General features: G+C 68.9%; 15 protein-coding genes and 1 other RNA gene. 7 read left to right on the top strand and 9 right to left on the bottom strand.

What is annotated here, in order from left to right:
• Nucleotides 1-28 precede the first annotated feature (28 nt).
• Genes ACIQBL_RS05510 through ACIQBL_RS05485 form a run of 6 tightly spaced genes read left to right on the top strand, consistent with a single transcriptional unit; the run spans nucleotide 29 to nucleotide 9,338 of the window.
• Complete coding sequence (locus ACIQBL_RS05510; protein ID WP_401937172.1) at nucleotides 29-1,324, top strand: extracellular solute-binding protein; 1,296 nt, start codon at nucleotides 29-31, stop codon at nucleotides 1,322-1,324.
• The gene (locus tag ACIQBL_RS05505; RefSeq protein ID WP_401937171.1) at nucleotides 1,321-2,298 is read left to right on the top strand and encodes a carbohydrate ABC transporter permease; all 978 of its coding nucleotides are present in this window, start codon (nucleotides 1,321-1,323) and stop codon (nucleotides 2,296-2,298) included. Before ACIQBL_RS05510 ends, ACIQBL_RS05505 begins: the two co-directional genes overlap by 4 nt.
• On the top strand, nucleotides 2,295-3,119 hold the full coding sequence (locus ACIQBL_RS05500) for a carbohydrate ABC transporter permease (protein WP_401937170.1): 825 nt from the start codon (nucleotides 2,295-2,297) through the stop codon (nucleotides 3,117-3,119). The genes ACIQBL_RS05505 and ACIQBL_RS05500 overlap by 4 nt, the downstream gene beginning before the upstream one ends.
• Nucleotides 3,120-3,133: 14 nt before the next feature.
• Entirely contained in the window at nucleotides 3,134-5,374 is a 2,241-nt protein-coding gene (gene yicI, locus ACIQBL_RS05495; RefSeq protein ID WP_401937168.1) for an alpha-xylosidase, read from the top strand.
• A complete protein-coding gene (locus ACIQBL_RS05490; protein WP_401937166.1) occupies nucleotides 5,374-6,384 on the top strand; it encodes a LacI family DNA-binding transcriptional regulator in 1,011 nt (336 codons plus the stop codon). The genes yicI and ACIQBL_RS05490 overlap by 1 nt, the downstream gene beginning before the upstream one ends.
• A 44-nt stretch (nucleotides 6,385-6,428) precedes the next feature.
• A complete protein-coding gene (locus ACIQBL_RS05485) occupies nucleotides 6,429-9,338 on the top strand; it encodes a glycoside hydrolase family 3 C-terminal domain-containing protein (protein WP_401937164.1) in 2,910 nt (969 codons plus the stop codon).
• 69 nt (nucleotides 9,339-9,407) lie between these two features.
• Here ACIQBL_RS05485 and ssrA read toward each other — a convergent pair.
• The 5 genes from ssrA to ftsE form a co-directional block, all read right to left on the bottom strand.
• Nucleotides 9,408-9,795: a transfer-messenger RNA gene (ssrA, locus tag ACIQBL_RS05480) on the bottom strand.
• A 107-nt stretch (nucleotides 9,796-9,902) separates the two neighbouring features.
• Entirely contained in the window at nucleotides 9,903-10,451 is a 549-nt protein-coding gene (smpB, locus tag ACIQBL_RS05475; RefSeq protein WP_043679314.1) for an SsrA-binding protein SmpB, read from the bottom strand.
• A gap of 92 nt (nucleotides 10,452-10,543) precedes the next feature.
• On the bottom strand, nucleotides 10,544-11,728 hold the full coding sequence (locus ACIQBL_RS05470) for a S41 family peptidase (protein ID WP_401937162.1): 1,185 nt from the start codon (nucleotides 11,726-11,728) through the stop codon (nucleotides 10,544-10,546).
• Nucleotides 11,729-11,795: 67 nt separating this feature from the next.
• Complete coding sequence (ftsX, locus tag ACIQBL_RS05465) at nucleotides 11,796-12,713, bottom strand: permease-like cell division protein FtsX (RefSeq protein WP_401937160.1); 918 nt, start codon at nucleotides 12,711-12,713, stop codon at nucleotides 11,796-11,798.
• Nucleotides 12,714-12,768: 55 nt separating this feature from the next.
• On the bottom strand, nucleotides 12,769-13,458 hold the full coding sequence (gene ftsE, locus ACIQBL_RS05460; RefSeq protein WP_033286714.1) for a cell division ATP-binding protein FtsE: 690 nt from the start codon (nucleotides 13,456-13,458) through the stop codon (nucleotides 12,769-12,771).
• A 260-nt stretch (nucleotides 13,459-13,718) separates the two neighbouring features.
• On the opposite strand from ftsE, the gene ACIQBL_RS05455 reads away from it, so the two are divergent.
• The gene (locus tag ACIQBL_RS05455) at nucleotides 13,719-13,910 is read left to right on the top strand and encodes a hypothetical protein (protein WP_043679302.1); all 192 of its coding nucleotides are present in this window, start codon (nucleotides 13,719-13,721) and stop codon (nucleotides 13,908-13,910) included.
• Nucleotides 13,911-14,006: 96 nt separating this feature from the next.
• Here the strand turns inward: ACIQBL_RS05455 and ACIQBL_RS05450 are convergent, their stop codons facing one another.
• The 4 genes from ACIQBL_RS05450 to ACIQBL_RS05435 all read right to left on the bottom strand — a co-directional run bounded on the left by ACIQBL_RS05450 (nucleotide 14,007) and on the right by ACIQBL_RS05435 (nucleotide 19,284).
• Nucleotides 14,007-14,603, bottom strand: a complete 597-nt coding sequence (locus ACIQBL_RS05450) for a hypothetical protein (RefSeq protein WP_401937158.1) — start codon at nucleotides 14,601-14,603, stop codon at nucleotides 14,007-14,009.
• A 312-nt stretch (nucleotides 14,604-14,915) separates the two neighbouring features.
• Entirely contained in the window at nucleotides 14,916-16,022 is a 1,107-nt protein-coding gene (gene prfB / locus ACIQBL_RS05445; protein WP_401937155.1) for a peptide chain release factor 2, read from the bottom strand.
• A 160-nt stretch (nucleotides 16,023-16,182) separates the two neighbouring features.
• Complete coding sequence (locus ACIQBL_RS05440; RefSeq protein WP_401937153.1) at nucleotides 16,183-17,424, bottom strand: serine/threonine-protein kinase; 1,242 nt, start codon at nucleotides 17,422-17,424, stop codon at nucleotides 16,183-16,185.
• Between the two features lie 156 nt (nucleotides 17,425-17,580).
• The gene (locus ACIQBL_RS05435) at nucleotides 17,581-19,284 is read right to left on the bottom strand and encodes a serine/threonine-protein kinase (protein WP_401937151.1); all 1,704 of its coding nucleotides are present in this window, start codon (nucleotides 19,282-19,284) and stop codon (nucleotides 17,581-17,583) included.
• Nucleotides 19,285-19,548: the final 264 nt, after the last annotated feature.

The following is a 19,548-nucleotide window of genomic DNA, read 5'->3' as shown; positions in this document are numbered from 1 at the left end:
CCCCATCCGACTCCCCCGGAGGCACTGGATGTTGACGGCACAACGGCGCGCGATGACCGCCGCACTGATCCTGAGTGGATCCCTGCTCCTCTCCTCCTGCGGCGGCAGCTCGGACGGCGGCTCCTCCGACGGCAAAACGCTCAGACTCTGGCACTACGAGGGCCCGGACAGCGCGATGGGCGTGGCCTGGAACGAGGCCATCAAGGAGTTCGAGGCCGGGCACCCGGGCGTGAAGGTGAAGTTCGAGGAAAAGGGCTTCGAGCAGATCCAGAAAACGGCCCCCATGGTCCTCAACTCCTCCGACGCCCCGGACATCCTGGAGTACAACAAGGGCAACGCGACGGCAGGCCTGCTCTCCAAACAGGGCCTGCTCACCGACCTCACCGCCGAAGCAAAGGCGCGCGGCTGGGACAAGAAGATCCCGGCGAGCGTAGGCACAACAGACCTCTACAACCCCAACGGAGTGATGGGCTCCGGCAAGTGGTACGGCGTCACGGACTACGGCGAGTACACGATGGTCTACTACAACAAGGCCCTCTTCAAGAAGTACAGGATCGCCGAGCCGAAGACGTTCGACGAACTGACCACCGCCATGGCCCAGTTCACCGCGAAGGGCATCACCCCCCTCGCGAACGCCGGCGCCGAGTACCCGGCCCAGCAGTACCTCTACCAACTCGCGCTCTCGAAGGCCGACCGCGCCTGGGTCGACAAGTACGAGCTGTACAAGGGCAAGACGGACTTCCACGACCCGGCATGGACGTACGCGGCGACCACCTTCGCCGACTGGGTGAAGAAGGGCTACATCGCCAAGACCTCCAGCGGCACCAAGGCCGAGGACGCCGGTGTCTCCTGGATCCAGGGCAAGGCGCCCATCCTGTTCTCCGGCAGCTGGTGGTACGGCCGCTTCCAGACGGAGGCCAAGTTCGACTGGGACACGGCCCTTTGGCCCGGCTCGAACCTCACCCTCGGCTCCGGCGGCAACATCTGGGTCGTCCCCAAGGGCGCCAAGAACAAGCAACTCGCCTACGACTTCATCGACATCACCCTGTCGAAGAAGATCCAGAACCTGATGGGCAACAAGGGCGGCATCCCGGTCGCGGCCGACACCTCCGCGATCACCGACCCCAAGTCCAAGGAACTCATCGCCAACTTCAACACCGTCACGGCCCGCGACGGCCTGGCCTTCTACCCCGACTGGCCGGTCCCCGGCTTCTACGACGTCCTCGTCTCCGAGACCCAGAAGCTGATCACGGACAGCGAGAACCCGGACGCCTATCTCAGCAACCTGCAGAAGGCGTACGACAAGGGCGTCCCGTCGACATGACGGTCACGACCGAGAAGGGCGCGCGGGCCGAGGGCAAGCACCCATCCACCGGTGCGCGCGCCCCTCGTAACCCCCGACTCCGTTCCTCCTACGCCCTGTTCCTGCTCCCCGGCGCCCTCGCCGCCCTCGCCGTGATCATCGTCCCGTTCCTGATGAACACGGCCGTGAGCTTCACGAGTTGGCAGGGCGTCGGCGACCCCAAGTGGACGGGCCTCGCCAACTACCGTGACCTGCTGGACGATTCCGAGTTCTGGGCGTCCTTCCGGCACAGCCTGTTCATGGTCGTGGCGATGGCGGCCGTACCGACACTGGTCGGACTGGTCCTCGCCGCCGCCCTGTTCGACTACATCGGCAAGCACTTCGGCACCCGTGTCGCCACGATCCTCCGCGCCTGCTTCTATCTCCCGCAGGTGCTGCCGATCGCGGTCGCCGGCATCGTCTGGAGCTGGATCCTCGCCCCCGACAACGGCTCCCTCAACGCGCTGCTGAAAGCGATCGGCCTCGGTTCCTGGCAACAGGACTGGCTGGGCGACCCCGACATCGCGCTCTACAGCGTCATGGGCGTCATGGTCTGGGTCCAACTCGGCTTCCCGCTCGTGGTGTTCATGGCCGGGCTGCAACGCGTCGACCCCCAGCTCTACGAGGCGGCCGAACTGGACGGCGCCGGCTGGTGGCGCCGCTTCTGGCACATCACGCTGCAACAGATCCGACCGGAGATCTATGTCGTCCTCACCTGGTGCACGATCGCCGCGCTCAAGGTGTTCGGCGCGGTGTACGTACTGACGAAGGGCGGCCCGGGCGGCGCGACGGACGTGCCCTCCTACTTCTCCTTCACCACGTTCTTCGAGAAGACCCAGGTCGGCTACGGCGCCGCGATCTCCACGGTGCTGACCGTGATCATCCTGGCCCTCTCCCTGATCGGCCTGAAACTCCAGACCCGCGCCGAGGACGCCGAGGAAGGGGCCCGAGCATGACGACCGCCCTGCGCCGCTGTCCGGTGCTGATCGCCCTGTGCGTCGCGGCCCTGTTCATGGTGCTGCCGTTCCTGATCGTCGCCGTCAACGCGGTCAAGTCGCCCACGGAGTACTCCCAGCACGGCCCGCTGAGCCTCCCCAAGGGCCTCTACCTGAACGGCCTCAAGGACTTCTGGCAGCGCGTCGACTACGGCCGGAAACTCTTCAACTCGGTACTGATCAGCGGCTCGGTGGCGATCCTGGCCGCCGTCCTCTCCGTCCTCAACGCCTACGCGATCGGCATCGGCCGTATCAGGGGCCGCACTTGGGTCCTGGCCTTCTTCGTCCTGGCGAACATGCTGCCGCAGGAGGCGCTGGTCTACCCGATCTACTACCTCAGCAAGCAGGCCGGCCTCTACGACACCCGGCTCAGCGTCATCATCGTGTTCACCGTGATCCAGGCGGCGTTCGGCACGTATCTCCTCTCCTCCGTGCTCGGCCAGTTCCCCCGCGAGATCCTCGAAGCCGCCCGCATCGACGGCGCCAACAAGTGGCAGGTGCTGTGGCGGATCGTGGTGCCGGTCAGCCGCCCCACGATCGGCGTGCTCCTGGTCTTCTTCTTCATCTGGACCTGGAACGAGTTCCTGCTCCCCCTGGTCATGCTGATCTCCAACGACAACCAGACCGTGTCGGTGGCCCTCGGTGTCCTCCAGGGCCAGCGCCTGATGGACGCCACGATGACCAACGCGGCTGCCCTGCTGGGTGTGTTGCCCGCCATCGTCTTCTTCCTCGTCTTCCAGCGGACCCTCACGCGCGGCATCGCCGTGGGTGCCGTCAAGTAGTAAGGGGCCCCCACGTGAAGTTCACCGACGGCTACTGGCTGCTGCGCGAGGGCGTCACCGCCGCCCACCCGGTCGAGGTCCTCGACGTCACCGCCACGGACGGCGCGTTGGAGATCCACGCGCCGACCGTCCCCATCCGCCACCGCGGCGACCTGCTGAAGGGACCGGTCGTGACGATCAGCGCCCACGCCCCGATGCCCGACGTCATCGGCGTCACCTTCACCCACTTCGAGGGCGAACAGCCGCGCGGCCCCCAATTCGACGTCCAGAAGCATGACTTCGCGGTCCACACGTCCTACGACGACGAGCGCGCGACCCTCACCTCCGGCGCGCTCTCCGTCCAGGTCGCCCGCACCGGCCCCTGGCACGTCGACTTCCTCGCCCACGGCCGTGTCCTCACCGGCAGCGGCCCCAAGGGCATGGGCATCATGCGGGACGCGACCGGCGCGCACTACCTGCGCGAGCAACTCGGCCTGGGAGTAGGCACATCGGTCTACGGACTCGGCGAACGCTTCGGCCCGCTCGTCAAGAACGGCCAGGTCGTCGACATGTGGAACGCCGACGGCGGCACCGCCACCGAACAGGCCTACAAGAACATCCCCTTCTATCTCACCGACGCGGGCTACGGCGTCTTCGTCGACCACCCCGGCCACGTCTCCTTCGAGGTCGGCTCGGAGGCGGTGTCACGCGTTCAATTCAGCGTGGAGAGCCAGCAGTTGACGTACTACGTCATCTACGGCCCGACCCCCAAGGACATCCTCCGCAAGTACTCCGCCCTCACCGGCCGCCCGGCGCTCCCGCCCGCCTGGTCGTTCGGCCTGTGGCTGTCGACGTCGTTCACCACCTCCTACGACGAGGAGACGGTGACGTCGTTCATCGAGGGCATGCGGGAGCGTGAACTCCCGCTCTCCGTCTTCCACTTCGACTGCTTCTGGATGCGCGAGTTCAACTGGTGCGACTTCCAGTGGGATCCGCGGGTCTTCCCCGACCCGGAGGGCATGCTCGCCCGGCTGAAGGACCGGGGCCTGCACATCTCCGTCTGGATCAACCCGTACATCGCGCAACGCTCGCCGCTCTTCGCCGAGGGCAAGGCACTCGGTCACCTCCTGCGCCGGCCGGACGGCAGTGTCTGGCAGTGGGACCTGTGGCAACCCGGCATGGCCCTGGTCGACTTCACCGGCCCGGCCGCCCGCGACTGGTACGCGGCCAAGCTGGAGGCACTGCTCGCGCAGGGCGTCGACTGCTTCAAGACCGACTTCGGCGAACGGGTCCCCGTCGACGTCGCCTACGCGGACGGCGCGGACCCCGAGCGCATGCACAACTACTACAGCTACCTCTACAACCGCACGGTCTTCGACGTCCTGCGCAAACACCGCGGCGAGGGCGAGGCAGTCGTCTTCGCCCGCTCGGCCACAACCGGCAGCCAGAAGTACCCCGTTCACTGGGGCGGCGACTGCGAGGCGACGTACGAGTCGATGGCCGAGTCGCTGCGCGGCGGCCTCTCCCTCGGCCTGTCCGGCTTCGGCTACTGGAGCCACGACATCGGCGGCTTCGAGGGCACCCCGACCCCCGCCCTCTTCAAACGCTGGCTGGCCTTCGGCCTGTTGTCCTCCCACAGCCGTCTGCACGGCAGCTCCTCGTACCGCGTCCCGTGGCTCTTCGACGAGGAATCCGTGGACGTACTACGGCAGTTCACCCGCCTGAAGCTGAGCCTCATGCCGTACCTCTACGAGACCGCCCGCACCGCCTCCGCCGAGGGCGTGCCGATGATGCGGGCGATGGTCCTGGAGTTCCCGGACGACCCCGGGTGCGCGCACCTGGAACGGCAGTACATGCTCGGGAGCGATCTGCTGGTGGCGCCCGTCTTCAGCGACGACGGGGACGTCTCGTACTACGTCCCCGACGGCACCTGGACCCACTACCTCACGGGGCGCACGGTCACCGGACCGCGCTGGGTGCGCGAGAGGCACGGCTTCGACAGCGTGCCGCTCCTCGTCCGGCCGGGCGCGGTGATCCCGGTCGGCGCGGTGTCCGACCGCCCCGACTACGACTTCGCGGACGGCGTCACCCTGCGCGCGTACGGCCTGGCGCGGGGCGCGCAGGTGACGGTGCCGGTCGGCGACGTGACCTTCACCGTCGTACGCGAAGGGGACACGCTCCGGGCGTCCTGCAGTGATCCCGCCCTCCCCTGGGGACTGGCCGCCGGGGAACGGTCGAAGTCGGGCACCGGGTTCCTGACCCTGGAGCTGGGCTGATGGTGAAGATCACCGATGTGGCCCGGCACGCCGGGGTCTCCCCCAGCACCGTGTCGTACGCGCTGAGCGGCAAGCGTCCGATCTCCGAGGAGACCCGGCAGCGCGTCGAGGCGTCCATCCGCGAGCTGGGCTACCGGCCGCACGCCGGTGCCCGCGCCCTGGCCAGCAGCCGGTCCAAGGTGCTGGCGCTGGTGATCCCCTTACGGACCGGCATCCATGTCCCGGTCGTCATGCGGTTCGCGGTGTCCGTGGTGACCACGGCCCGCCGCCACGACCACGACGTGCTGCTGCTCACCCAGGAGGAGGGCGAGGAGGGTCTCCGGCGGGTCGCGGACTCGGCGCTCGTGGACGCGATGATCGTGATGGACGTCCAACTGGACGACCCCCGGCTGCCGTTGCTCCGCTCCCTGGACCGGCCCTCCGTGATGATCGGCTTCCCGGCCGAGGCGGACGGACTGACCTGCATCGACCTCGACTTCAAGGCGGCCGGCGAGCTGTGCGTGGAACGGCTCGCGGGCCTCGGGCACCGGGTCGTCGCCCTCGTCGGCTCACCGCCCGAGGTGTACGTCCGCGGAACCGCCTTCGCCCAGCGGGTGGTTCAGGGTTTCACGGCCGCCGCCGACCGCAACAGGCTCGCCTCCTCGGTCCACCCCTGCGAGGCGGAACCCGCGGCGGCGGCGGCCGTGGCGGAGCAACTGCTGCGCGAACAGCCCGCGTTGACCGGAGTCGTCGTCCACAACGAACCCCTCCTGGAGCCCCTCATCGACGCCTTCGAGCAGCTCGGGCTGCGCGTCCCCGGCGATCTGTCGGTCACCGCGATCTGCCCCGACGAACTCGCCGAGTCCGTACGGGTCCCCGTCACCTCGGTCGCCCTGCCCGCCGCCGAACTGGGCTCCCGCGCAGTCGAGTTGCTGATGAAGAAGCTGGGCGGCACGCCCGTACCCGACGCGACCCTGCTGGCCCCCCGGCTCACGGAACGCGCGAGCACGGCACCGCGCAACGCGCCCTGACCTCACGACCGCTGGTGCAAGGCCCTACTCGAAGGAGCCGTGACATGAAAGGCAAGAGAAGAAGACACAGAACCACGCTCGTCGTGGCGTTCGCCCTGATCGCAGGGCTGGGAGCGACGGTCCCGGCGACCGCCGACACCCCCTACCCCTTCCGCGACCCAACTCTCCCGGTGAGCACACGCGTTGACGACCTCCTGGGCCGCCTCACCCTCGACGAGAAGATCTCCCTCCTCCACCAGTACGAGCCCGCGATCCCCCGCCTCGGCATCCAGTCCTTCCGCACCGGCACCGAGGCCCTGCACGGCGTCGCCTGGCTCGGCAGGGCCACCGTCTTCCCACAGGCCGTCGGACTCGCCTCGACCTGGGACCCGGCCCTGATGGAGCAGGTCGGCTCGGCGGTCGGCGACGAGGCCCGCGGCCTCCAGCAACAGCGCCCGGACGGCTGGGGGTTGAATCTCTGGGCCCCGGTGGTCAACCTCCTCCGCGACCCGCGCTGGGGCCGCAACGAGGAGGGCTACAGCGAGGACCCGGAACTGACCGGCGCCCTCGCCACGGCCTACGGCGAGGGCCTCACCGGCGGCGACCCCAACCACCTCAAGACCGCCCCCACCCTGAAGCACTACCTCGCCTACAACAACGAGGCCGACCGCGCGACCACCTCCTCCGACCTGCGCCCACGTGTACAGAAGGAGTACGACGAGGCCGCCTTCAAGCCGGCGATCGCGGCGGACGCGGCCACGGGCGTGATGACATCGTACAACCTCGTCAACGGCCGCCCCGCCACGGTGAATCCGGACCTGAACGACGAAGTACGGACGTGGACCGACCAGAACCTGCTGAACGTCACCGACGCCTTCGCCCCCGGCAACCTCGTCTCGCCCCAGCAGTACTACCCCACGATCGCGGAGGGCGACGCGGCGGCGCTGAAGGCCGGCGTCGACAGCTTCACGGACAACAGCGCGGACCCGGGCCCGACGACGACGGCGATCAACTCGGCTCTGCAACAGGGCCCGTTGAAGGTGTCGGACATCGACAGGGCAGCGAGGGACATCCTCTCCGTCCGCGTCCGGCTCGGTGAATTCGACCCGGGCGGCGGTGAGTACGGCTCGATCGACGCGTCGGTCATCAACAGCCCGGCGCACCAGCGGCTGGCACGCAAGGCGGCGGCCGAGGGCACGGTCCTCCTGAAGAACAACGGGACGCTGCCACTGAGGAGTTCGGGCAAGGACGTCGCCGTGGTCGGCCCCCTCGCCGACACCCTCTACACCGACTGGTACTCGGGCACACTCCCCTACGCCGTCACCCCCGCGAAGGGCATCGCCTCGAAACTGAACGCAAGTGTGGCCACCAGCGAGGGAGTGGACCGCATCGCCCTGCGCGACACGGCGACCGGCACATACGTCACGGCGGGCACCGGCGGCACGGGCGCACCCTTGCAGGAGACCACCAACACCCCGACAATCGCGGCCCAGTTCGACGCGTTCGACTGGGGCTCCGGCATCGTGACCCTGCGCTCGGCCGCCAACGGCAAGTACGTCGGCTACAACTGGTCGAACTTCGTCAACGACCAGACACAGCCGAACGGTTGGTACGTCCAGCAGCAGTTCAAGCTGGAGCAGCAGGACGACGGCACATACCTGCTGAAGTACGCGGGCTACGAGACGGCCGAGTCCTGGTGGTCGAGCCCGGTCTACCTCGGTCCGACGGACGCGAACGGCACCCTCGGCCTCGTCTCCAAGGACCGGGCGGCGCACTACACGAAGGACGTGGTCCGCAGCGGAGTCGCCGACGCCGTGGCCGCGGTGAAGGGCAAGGACACGGCGATCGTCGTCATCGGCTCCATGCCGTCGATCAACGGCCGCGAGGCCCACGACCGCACGGACATGTCCCTGGCCCCCTCACAGGAGGCCCTGGTCAAGGCGGTCCACCAGGCCAACCCCAGGACGGTCGTGGTCGTCGAGAACAGCTACCCCACCACGCTGGGTGCTGTGCAGAAGGAGGTCCCGGCCCTCCTCTGGACCTCCCACGCGGGCCAGGAGACGGGCAACGCCCTCGCCGACATCCTCTACGGCGACGAAAACCCGTCCGGCCGCCTCACCCAGACCTGGTACCGCTCCGACGCCGACCTCCCCTCGATCCTCGACTACGACATCATCAAGTCCGACCGCACCTACCAGTACTTCCAGGGCAAGCCGCTCTATCCCTTCGGCTACGGCCTCTCGTACACGACCTTCCACTACGGCACCCTGAAAGCCGTCGCCGGCGGCTACGAGGTCCCGGTCACCAACACGGGCACACGGTCGGGCGACGAGGTCGTACAGCTCTACACCCACCAGCGCACCTCCCGCGACAAGGAGCCGTTGAAACAGCTGAAAGCCTTCCAGCGGGTGTCCCTCAAACCCGGCGAGACAAAAACGGTCCGCCTGAATCTCCAGCGGAAAGACCTCGCCCACTGGGACGTCACCCGCTCGAAATGGGTGGTGGAAAGCGGCACGTACGACGTCATGGCCGGAGCGTCCTCCGCCGACATCCGCACCCGCACGACCTGGCGAATCCACGGCGATACCATCCCACCCCGCGACCTGTCGAGGACGACCCGCGCCGAGAACTTCGACGACTACTCCGGCATCCACCTCGTCGACGAGTCCAAGGCGAGCGGTACGGCGGTGGGCGCGGCGGCGGACGGCGCGTGGCTGAAGTTCACGGACACGCAACTGGGCGCGGGTGCCGGCGAGTTGACCGCCCGTGTCGCCGGGACGTCCCCCGGCACGGTCGAGGTCCGGCTGGGCTCTCCGACGGGCAGGCTCGTGGGGACGGTTCACACGGCGGCGACTTCATCGTCGTACGACTACGAGACGGTGACCGCCGATCTGTCGGATACGGCGAAAGGCCGTACGGACGTGTATCTGGTCCTGAGCGACGGCTTGCGGATATCGACCTTCACTGTTCGGTGAAAGGAAAAGGCCCCCCGCTGCCGAAGCAGCGGGGGGCCTTACCACTGTGCTCAATTACAAACATGGGATGAGTGGAGATGGCGGGAATCGAACCCGCGTCCACCGGTGCAGAATCAGGGCTTCTCCGTGTGCAGTTCGCTGTGATTTTCTCGGCCCCGGTGATCACGCGAACAAGTCGCCGACGGGCCCAGTCACTGTTTGATTTCCCATCGAACCCCGTGACCGGGCTCGATGGTTTAGTTCCCTAGATTATGCCAGGGTCCGGGTCGGGAACACCCCCGGGCTGACACCCTTTTAGGGTCCTTCAGTCGCTGTTATTAGGCAGCGAGGGCGAAGGACTGGGAATCGCTCTTGGAATTGGCGATTATTGGTTGCGACATATGGTTAACGAGATCATTGCCGCTTCCTCGACACGCTTCACCTGCTTCGACATCCGCTGTCGAAACCGATCATCCCCATGTTGTTTTTTCAATGTCCTTCCGAAGAAGGACGTCACACCCGCTGTGGGGTGCAGTAGCCATCGTACGTGACCAACGCACGCCGATGCCACCGTATTCCGCGTGGCTACTCGCCGCGCTGCTTCCGCTTCGCCGCCGCGATCGCGCGGTCCGACTCCCGGCGGTCCTGCTTCTCGCGCAGGGTCTGCCGCTTGTCGTACTCCTTCTTGCCCCGGGCGAGCGCGATCTCGGCCTTGGCCCGGCCGTTGCTGAAGTACAGGGCGAGGGGCACGATCGTGTGACCCGTCTCCTGGGTCTTGGACTCCAGCTTGTCGATCTCCTCCCGGTGCAGGAGCAGCTTGCGCTTGCGGCGCACGGAGTGGTTGGTCCAGGTGCCCTGGTGGTACTCGGGGATGTGGGCGTTGTGCAGCCACGCCTCGCCCCCGTCGATCTGGACGAAGCCGTCGGTCAGCGAGGTCCGGCCCTCACGCAGCGACTTGACCTCGGTGCCGGAGAGGACGATCCCGGCCTCGTAGGTGTCGATGATCGCGTAGTCGTGCCGGGCCTTCTTGTTCTGGGCGACGATCTTGCGCTTGCCACCCTTTTCGCCGTCCCTGGCCTTGCCGGCGGCGGCCCCACCGCCCTGCTTGGGCTGGGACTCCTTGGGTACGTACATTCCCTTGCTCATAGTGCTGCCCATTTTCGCACTACGAGGGGGTGCGAGGGAAAGGCGATTACCGAAGAGCGGAAACGGACGGCCAGGACCGGCTAGGACGCGTCCCCGAGCCCGCTCAGAACGGTCTCGGCGCGCTCTACGGCTGCCTGTCCCTGTGCGGTGACATCGAGGTCGGGGGTGATGCCCCGGCCGTCGACGGTGTGGCCGGAGGGGGTGCGGTAGTGGCCAACGGTGAGTTCGGCGACGACGCCGTCGGGGAGCTTGCTCGGCATCTGGACCGAGCCCTTGCCGAAGGTCCTGGAGCCCACGACGACCGCGCGACCGCGGTCCTGGAGGGCGCCGGTGAGCATCTCGGCCGCGCTCATCGTGCCGCCGTCGACGAGCGCGACCAGGGGTCTGGTGGTGTCGCCGCCGGTGGCCGCGTGCAGGGCGCGATCCTCGCCGTCGACGTCGTAGGTGGCGACGAGACCGCCGTCGAGGAAGGCGGAGGCGGTGGTGACGGCCTCGGTGACCAGTCCGCCGGAGTTGCCGCGCAGGTCGAGGATGAAGCCGGAGTCGGCGGGGGCCTGCCGTACGGCGGTGCGGACGAGGTCGCCGACGCCCTTGGTGAAGGCGGCGATCTTGATGACGGTGACGTCGTCGGTCAGTTTGGTGACGATCACGGAGTCCGTGGAGAGCCGGGCGCGGCGTACGGTCTCGCTCCACGCGTGCGTGCCGCGCTCCAGGCCGAGGGTGACGGTGGTGCCGGCGGCGGCGTCCTGGGCGTCACCGCGCAGTAAGGAGACGACCTCGGTGACGGGCTGCCCGTCGACGTTCTCGCCGTCCACGGTGCGCAGCCGGTCGCCCTTGTGGACACCCGCCGCGGCGGCGGGCGACCCGGACTGCACCTTGGTCACCTCGATGCGGCCGTCGCGCTCGCGCCGGGCCCAGAGCCCGACGCCGGTGTACTGGCCGTCGAGGGCCTCCTCGAACTCCTCGTACTCCCCTTGGGAGTACACGGCCCCCCAGCGGTCCCCGCTGCGACTGACGGCCCTCTCGGCGGCATCCATGGGCGACTTGCCGTCGGCCTTGGCCTCGGCGGCGGCCTTCGCGATGTCCTCGTGCCGGGCGACGGTCGCCGAACGGGCCGTACCGGACGCCGATTTCCGGTCGGACCGGTCGGGTTCGTCGAACGCCCCGGTCGCCGCACCGGCGACCAGCACACTCGCGAACACCAATGTCAGGGCGGCCCCGCGGCGGATGCGGCGGGGCTGACAGAACAGGTCGCGGCCTGACATGGCGGTGAGTCTAGGACAACGCGAAGGGCCGCACGGGCGGTTGCCCGTACGGCCCTCTTGGCATGTGTCACACCTTCAGGTACTTGCGCAGCGCGAAGAACGCCGCAAGCGCGGGCATCAGGAGGCTCGTCGCGAGGATCAGCGGGAGCTTGGTGAGGACGGCGTCCCAGCCGATGAAGTTGATCAGGTTGAGCTTGTGGGACAGGTCGAGGCCGTGGTCGATGATGAAGTACCGGGCGACGACCAGGAATCCGCAGGCGACCGTGCCGCCGATCAGGCCGGCGACGGCGGCCTCCATGATGAACGGCGCCTGGATGTAGAAGCCGGACGCGCCGACCAGCCGCATGATGCCGGTCTCACGGCGACGGCTGAACGCCGAGACGCGCACGGTGTTGACGATCAGCATCAGGGCGACGACGAGCATGAGGGCCATGACCGCGCGCGCGGCCCAGTTCATGCCGTTCAGGAGGCCGAAGAGGTTGTCCAGGATGCCCTTCTGGTCCTGCACCGACTGGACGCCGTCACGGCCGTCGAAGGCGGTCGCGATGACCTGGTACTTCTCCGGGTCCTTGAGCTTGATGCGGTACGACTCCTGCATCTGGTCCGGCGTCAGCGAACTGGCCAGCGGGGAGTCGCCGAACTGCTCCTTGTAGTGCTTGTACGCCTCGTCCTGCGACTCGTAGACGACCTTCTCGACGACCGACATCTTGCCGAGGTCGGACTTGATCTGGGCCTTCTGGTCGTCGGTCACCGCGCCCTTGGCGCAGTGGGCGTCGGACTCGGCGTCGCTCTTGTTGCAGAGGAAGATCGAGACGTTGACCTTGTCGTACCAGTAGCCCTTCATCGTGGTGACCTGGTCGCTCATCAGGAGCGAGCCGCCGAAGAGGGCCAGGGACAGGGCTACGGAGACGACGACCGCGAAGGTCATCGTCAGATTGCGGCGGAGACCGACACCGATCTCGGAGAGTACGAACTGGGCGCGCATGGCGGCTTCTTCAGGCCTTTCCGTGGACGGACATCAGACGGCGGTCGATCGGCGGTCAGTGCTGGTAGCCGTAGACGCCACGTGCCTGGTCACGGACGAGGCGGCCCTTCTCCAGCTCGATGACGCGCTTGCGCATCTGGTCCACGATGTTCTGGTCGTGCGTCGCCATCACCACGGTGGTGCCCGTCCGGTTGATCCGGTCGAGCAGCTTCATGATGCCGACGGAGGTCTGCGGGTCGAGGTTGCCGGTGGGCTCGTCCGCGATGAGGAGCTTGGGGCGGTTCACGAAGGCTCTCGCGATGGCCACGCGCTGCTGCTCACCACCGGACAGCTCGCCGGGCATCCGGTCCTCCTTGCCGCCGAGCCCGACGAGGTCGAGCACCTGGGGCACGGACTTGCGGATCTCGCCCTTGGACTTGCCGATGACCTCCTGGGCGAAGGCGACGTTCTCGGCGACCGTCTTGTTGGGCAGCAGGCGGAAGTCCTGGAAGACGGTCCCCAGCTGGCGGCGCATCTGCGGCACCTTCCAGTTGGAGATGCGGGCGAGGTCCTTGCCCAGCACGTGCACCTGGCCCTGGCTGCACCGCTCCTCGCGGAGGACCAGCCTCAGGAAGGTGGACTTCCCGGAGCCGGAGGACCCCACGAGGAACACGAACTCGCCCTTCTCCACTTCCAGGGAGACGTCCCTGAGGGCGGGGCGGGTCTGCTTGGGGTAGACCTTGGAGACATTGTCGAATCGGATCACGGGTGCACCACGGGTAGCCGGGGGTAGGTGAGCGTGACCATACGCGACCCGGGTGTGCCCGCGCAGTCGGCGTCCGGCGTTGAGCGAGGCTTGCACGTTTTGTCGCGGAATTGAAGGGCTGGAACGGACCGGGTCGGGGCAGGATAAGGCGAGCCGCGCCGAATCCCGCGGAACCTGGCACAGTGGAGGGGAACGTTCGGGAACGTTCTCGTGTCCCGCGGCGTTGTGTCTGTGGAAGCCGGTGCAAGGAGGGCGAGCGCATGACGTACGACCGGTTGGTGTGCGCGAACTGCGCCGCGCCCGTGAACGAGGGCCGCTGTCCCGTCTGCCGTGCGAACCGCGAGCGGCTGCAGCAGGAGAACCCCTGGGGCAATCTCAACCCGATGGCGCTGATCGCCCTGCTCGCGGTACTGATCGCGGCGCTGGCGCTGGTGGCGCACCAGACTGCCTGAGCGACACCAGGAGCGCGTACGAGGGGCCCGGAGCGATTCCCGCTCCGGGCCCTTCGTCACGCGCTGCGTGTACGTTCCGTACGGGTACGGCTACCGTCAGGCAGCCGTGCCGCCGCGGCCGTTCCCGAGGCGCGGGAGGACGCGGAAGGCGATGCCGCCGGCGATCATCGTCGCGGCACCGATCAGCAGGAACGCGGTCTGGCCCGCACCGGTCTCGGCCAGCTCGTCGCCGCTGCCCTGGGCAGAGGTGCCGGAGCCGGTGTCGGTGAGGGCGGAGGTGCCCGCCTCCTGGGCGGAGGAGCCGCCGTCGGGGTCGGTGTTGTTGCCGCCGGTGGAACCGGTGCCGGAGCCGCTGGTGCTGCCGTCCGACGGGGTGGCGGTGGGCTCGTCCGTGGGCTCGGTGGGGTTGCCGGTGGGCTCGGTCGGCTCGTCGGTGGGAGGCGTGGAGGTGGGCGGCTCCGAGGTCGGGGGCTGCGAGGTCGGGGGTTCCTCCGTCGGGGAGTTCGGAGCGGTCGGGAGACCCGTCTCGGTCGGGGTCCCGTCGCCGGGCGTCGGGTCGTCGGCGGTGCCGGTGCTCACGGTCACGCCGAGGTCGAGCGCCGATGCGGCACCCGCGGCGGTCAGCGAGGCGCCGGCGGCGATGACAACGCCGGCCGCTATGCGCGCGACACGGATCCGCGTCTTCTTCGTCATTAGGTTGCTACCCCCATGTAGCTCGTCGTCAGTGGTGCGTCGGCGTCCGGGGCCGTGATCGACGGGGGTGGCGGCTGGCGAAAGCTCAAGTCCCCCGGTTCACATGCGCCCCGGAGACACGCATGCCACGCTTCACCCTTCCCATTTTTCACAGCAGCGTCAAGGCCGTTGCGAGCGCAATGTCCACCTAAGGGTTCTTTGCTGGGAGATGGAATCTGTGAGTGTGATGTAAAACCCAGACACCCGGATACACGAAAGGCAACTGCCGCCCGGTGGACGGCAGTTGCCTTGTCGACAAAACAATGCGCGGAGTTACTTCTCCTGCTGCTTGCGCCAGCGAATTCCGGCTTCCAGGAAACCGTCGATCTCACCGTTGAACACGGCCTCGGGGTTGCCCACTTCGTACTCCGTGCGCAGGTCCTTGACCATCTGGTACGGGTGCAGGACGTACGAACGCATCTGGTTGCCCCAGGAGTTGCCGCCGTCGCCCTTGAGGGCGTCCATCCGGGCCTGCTCCTCCTGGCGGCGGCGCTCCAGCAGCTTGGCCTGGAGCACGTTCATCGCGCTGGCCTTGTTCTGGATCTGCGAGCGCTCGTTCTGGCAGGAGACGACGATGCCGGTGGGGAGGTGGGTGAGGCGGACCGCGGAGTCGGTGGTGTTGACGCCCTGGCCGCCGGGGCCCGAGGAGCGGTACACGTCGACGCGCAGTTCGGACTCGTCGATCTCGATGTGGTCGGTCTGCTCGACGACCGGGAGGATCTCCACGCCGGCGAAGGAGGTCTGGCGGCGCCCCTGGTTGTCGAAGGGCGAGATCCGCACGAGGCGGTGGGTGCCCTGCTCGACGGAGAGCGTGCCGTAGGCGTACGGCACGTGCACGGCGAAGGTGGTCGACTTGATGCCGGCCTCTTCGGCGTACGACGTCTCGTAGAGCTCCGTCTTGTAGCCGTGCCGCTCGGCCCAGCGCAGGTACATGCGCTGGAGCTTCTCGGTGAAGTCGGAGGCGTCGACGCCGCCGGCCTCGGCGCGGATGGTGACGACGGCCTCGCGGGAGTCGTACTCGCCGGAGAGGAGGGTGCGGACCTCCATCTCGTCCAGCGCCTTCTTGACGGCGGTGAGCTCGTTCTCCGCCTCGGCGCGGGTGTCCGGGTCGTCCTCCTCCTCGGCCATCTCGAAGAGGACCGAGAGGTCGTCGATCCGGCCGCGCAGGGTCTCGGTCTTGCGGATCTCGGCCTGGAGGTGACTCAGCTTGCTGGTGACCTTCTGCGCCGCTTCCGGGTCGTCCCACAGGGAGGGCGCTGCCGCCTGCTCCTCAAGGACGACGACATCTGCCCTCAGCTTGTCCAGGTCCAGGACGGCCTCGATCGACTCCATGGTCGAGGAGAGGGACTTGAGCTCTTCGGATACATCGACGACTGCCACGCCCCCAGCGTAACGGCTCCGCCAAGCGGGGTGCGCCGTGCCTGTCACCGGGCTCTGGTCACCCCGTGCCGGTGCCGGCGTACCTGGGGACTCCGCCCCCGTACCCCCGACCTGCGCCCGCGCACCACCCGACTCGGTCGGCCGAGAGGTGCCGAAACCCCTACGGCGAAGCCGGTGCCGAGCTGTTCGTGGCCGGGGAGTCCGCGCCGGAGTCGTCGCTGGACGTGGCCACCCACGTACCGACCCCGACCGCCGCCACCAGCGCCACCGCCGCCGCGCCCAGCGTCAGCCGCCTGCGGCGGGTCGCCGCCCGGTGCCGGGCCGAACCGGGGCGTGGAGCGCCCGCCGGGCGGGGTGCCCGGGCCGTTCCGAGGGGGCCGCCCGCCAGCTCGTCCGGGGCGGGGACCCGCATCGAGGTGTGGGTGTCCCGGTTGGAGTCGGCGGGCTTGGCGCCCGGCACCAGCGGTACGGCACCGCGCCGTACCCGCTCCCCGCGCGCGGGCGTGGCCACCGGGGTCTCCTCCTGCTCCGCCTCCTCCTGCTCGGTGTCCGGCTCGTCCACGTCCAGCGGGGGCATCCCGGCCAGCAGGGGGAGCTGTTCGCGCAGGCGGGCGGCGAGTTCGGAGGCCCGCAGCCGGGAGGCCGGGGCCTTCGCCAGGCACTGCACCATCAGCTGCCAGAGTTCGTCGGGGATCCCGGGCAGCGGTACGACGGTCTCGGTGACGTGCCGGCGCAGCACCGCGCCGGGGTGGCCACCGCCGAAGGGGGTGAAGCCGGCGAGGAGTTCGTACAGGACGGTCGCGAGGGCGTAGATGTCCACGGCGGCGCGCGGCGGCAGGCCCTCGACGATCTCGGGGGCGAGGTAGTCGGGCGTGCCGATGATCTTCGTGGCGCGGGTGCGGCGCGGGGAGTCGATGAGTTTGGCGACCCCGAAGTCCGTCAGCAGGGCGGGGTGCGCGCCGCCGGGGCCGAGCGGGCCCTGCATGTCGAGGAGCACGTTCTCCGGCTTGACGTCCCGGTGCACGACCCCGGCCGCGTGGGCCGCCGCCAGTCCGTCCGCGATGTCGGCGACGATCGCCACCGCGGCCTCGGGGGCGAGCCTGCGTTCCCGGTCGAGGCGGGTGCGCAGGTCGGTGCCGCGGACGAGGTCCATGACGAGGGCGAGGTCGTTGCCGTCGACGACCAGGTCCCGCACGGACACGATGTTCGGGTGCTCCAGGCCGAGCAGGGCCGTGCGCTCCTGCACGAAGCGTCCGACGAGTTCCTGGTCGGACGCGAGGTCCTCGCGCAGCAGCTTGACGGCGACGGGCCCCTCGGGACCCTCACCCAGCCACACCGTGCCGGCGCTGCCCCGCCCCAGGATCTGGTTGGCGGTGTACCGGCTGCCGATCTTCCGTGCCAAGGCTGCTCCTACCAGACGCGTGTTGTCGCTAAAACTACGCGCCGGATGAGCCAACCTTCACCGCTGGGGCGGAAATCACCCACCGGGTGTCGACAAATCACCAACACAACGCCGGACTTGGGGCTTTAGGGCCGTAGGTCGGCGGTCGGTCGGCGGTCATTTGCCCGACGCGGAGCCCAGATCCTTGACCCAGCCGCTCACCGTGCCGACGAGACCGCTGATCTCACTCCAGTAGCTCTTGCCCGTGCCGATCCAGTGCTGCAACGGGGTCAGCTCCCAGACCAGCCAGCCCGCGACGAACAGCAGGACGATCGTGAACAGGCAGCCCTTCAGGCAGCCGAGTCCGGGGATCTTCATCGGGTTGGCGCTGCGCTGCCGCGGCTGGCGGGGCTCGCGCGCGGGCTCCTGGGGCCGCTGGGGCTGCTGCTGGCGCGGCGGGGCGTACTGCTGCGGCTGTTGCTGCTGCGGACGGCCGTAGCCCTGCTGTTGCTGCGGGCGCTGCTGGCGCTGCGGGGGCCGCTGCTGCGGGCGCTGCGGGGCGGCCTGGCGGGGCTGCTGCGGCGGCTGCTGCGGGCGGGAGACCTGGCGCTGGGGACGGCGGCGCAGCGGGTCCTCGCCCGGGTCGAGGTAGGGCTGGAACTGTGTCTGTTCGTTGCGGTCGCGGGCGGCGCGCAGCTGGTTCTGCCAGGGGTGCGGCTGCTCGGGGCCGGGGCCGGACTGGCCCTGTTGACCCTGCCCGCCCTGCTGGCCGTACGGGTTCTGCGGCATGACCGTGGTCGGGTCGGCCGCGCCGCGGTGGGGCATCACGGTGGTCGGGTCGGCGGCGCCCACCGGGCCACCGGTGTGCGGGAGGACGCTGGTCGCCGCGTTCGGGTCGTAGGCGCCCGCTCCGTGCGAGAGGACCTGCGTCGGGTCGGCGGCGCCGGGTGCGCCCGGTACGGCGGCGGGCGCGGGGTCGGGGGCCAGGAGCATCGCGACGTTCTCGGCGGCGGCGATCTGCGCCGAGTTCGCGTGCACACCGACGCCCTCGGCGACGACGCGCAGGCCGCGGGCGAGGTTCTCGGCGCTGGGGCGCTCGTCCGGGTTCTTGCGCAGGCAGCGCTCGATGACCGTCCACAGGGGGTCGGGGATCGTCGAGGGGCGGCGCGGTTCGGCGCTCAGGTGCTGGTGCAGGACTTCCAGGGCGGAGCCGCCGGAGAACGGCGGATGGCCGGTGACCAGCTCGTACAGCAGGATGCCGGCGCCGTAGATGTCCACGGCGGAGGTCTGCGGGCGGCCCTCGGCGGACTCCGGCGCGATGTACGCGGGCGTGCCGACGAACTCCTGGGTGCGGGTGAGGCCCGGGGAGTCGGCGAGGCGGGCGATGCCGAAGTCGGTGAGCAGCGGGTACATCTGGCCGCCGCCCTGCTTGAGCAGGACGTTGGCCGGCTTCAGGTCGCGGTGGACGACGCCGTCGGCGTGGCTGGCGGCCAGCGCGTCGGCGACCTGCGCGGTGAGCAGGGCTGCGCCGACGGGGCTGAAGGGGCCGTTCTCGCGCAGGTAGTGATGCAGGTCGGGGCCCTCGACGAGGTCCATGACGAGCGCCAGGAGGTCGCCCTCGACGACCAGGTCGCGGACCCGGACGATGTTCGGGTGGGTCAGGCGCAGCAGCACCGACCGCTCGCGGAGGAACCGCATCACGATGTCGGGATCGTTCGCGAGCTCTTCCTTGAGGACCTTGATCGCGACGGTCTCGCCCGGCTGGCCCTGGACGGCCGCCTCGGCGCCCGCGGTCTCGCGCTGGCGGGCCCGCCAGACGGTGCCCGTGGCACCGCGTCCGAGTGGCTCCTCCAGGAGGTACTTGCTGCCTACCGGCCGCACGTCTGCGCTCCCTGCTGCTTGCCTGTGTTCCGGTCCACTGTAGTGCCGCCCCTCTCGCGGCTACCTACGTAAGCGCTGCCGTACATGTTCGAAGGAAAGACGCTCACCCCGGTCTCCTGGTTGCCGGAGCCGGACATGACCGGTCTCACTCGATCACCGGTGCGGCACTGGTCAGGCACTTTTGGGGACAGAGCTGACCAATCAAGATCACTTGCTGCCGGGCCCCGGGCGCGTTGTCAGTGGCAGGTGCGAGGATGCGTGCAG

This window comes from Streptomyces sp. NPDC088350, from assembly GCF_044753545.1.
In the GTDB taxonomy this organism is placed as follows: domain Bacteria; phylum Actinomycetota; class Actinomycetes; order Streptomycetales; family Streptomycetaceae; genus Streptomyces.
The sequence above is the reverse complement of the archived record's forward strand: the minus strand, read 5'-3'. Positions and strand labels throughout refer to the sequence as shown.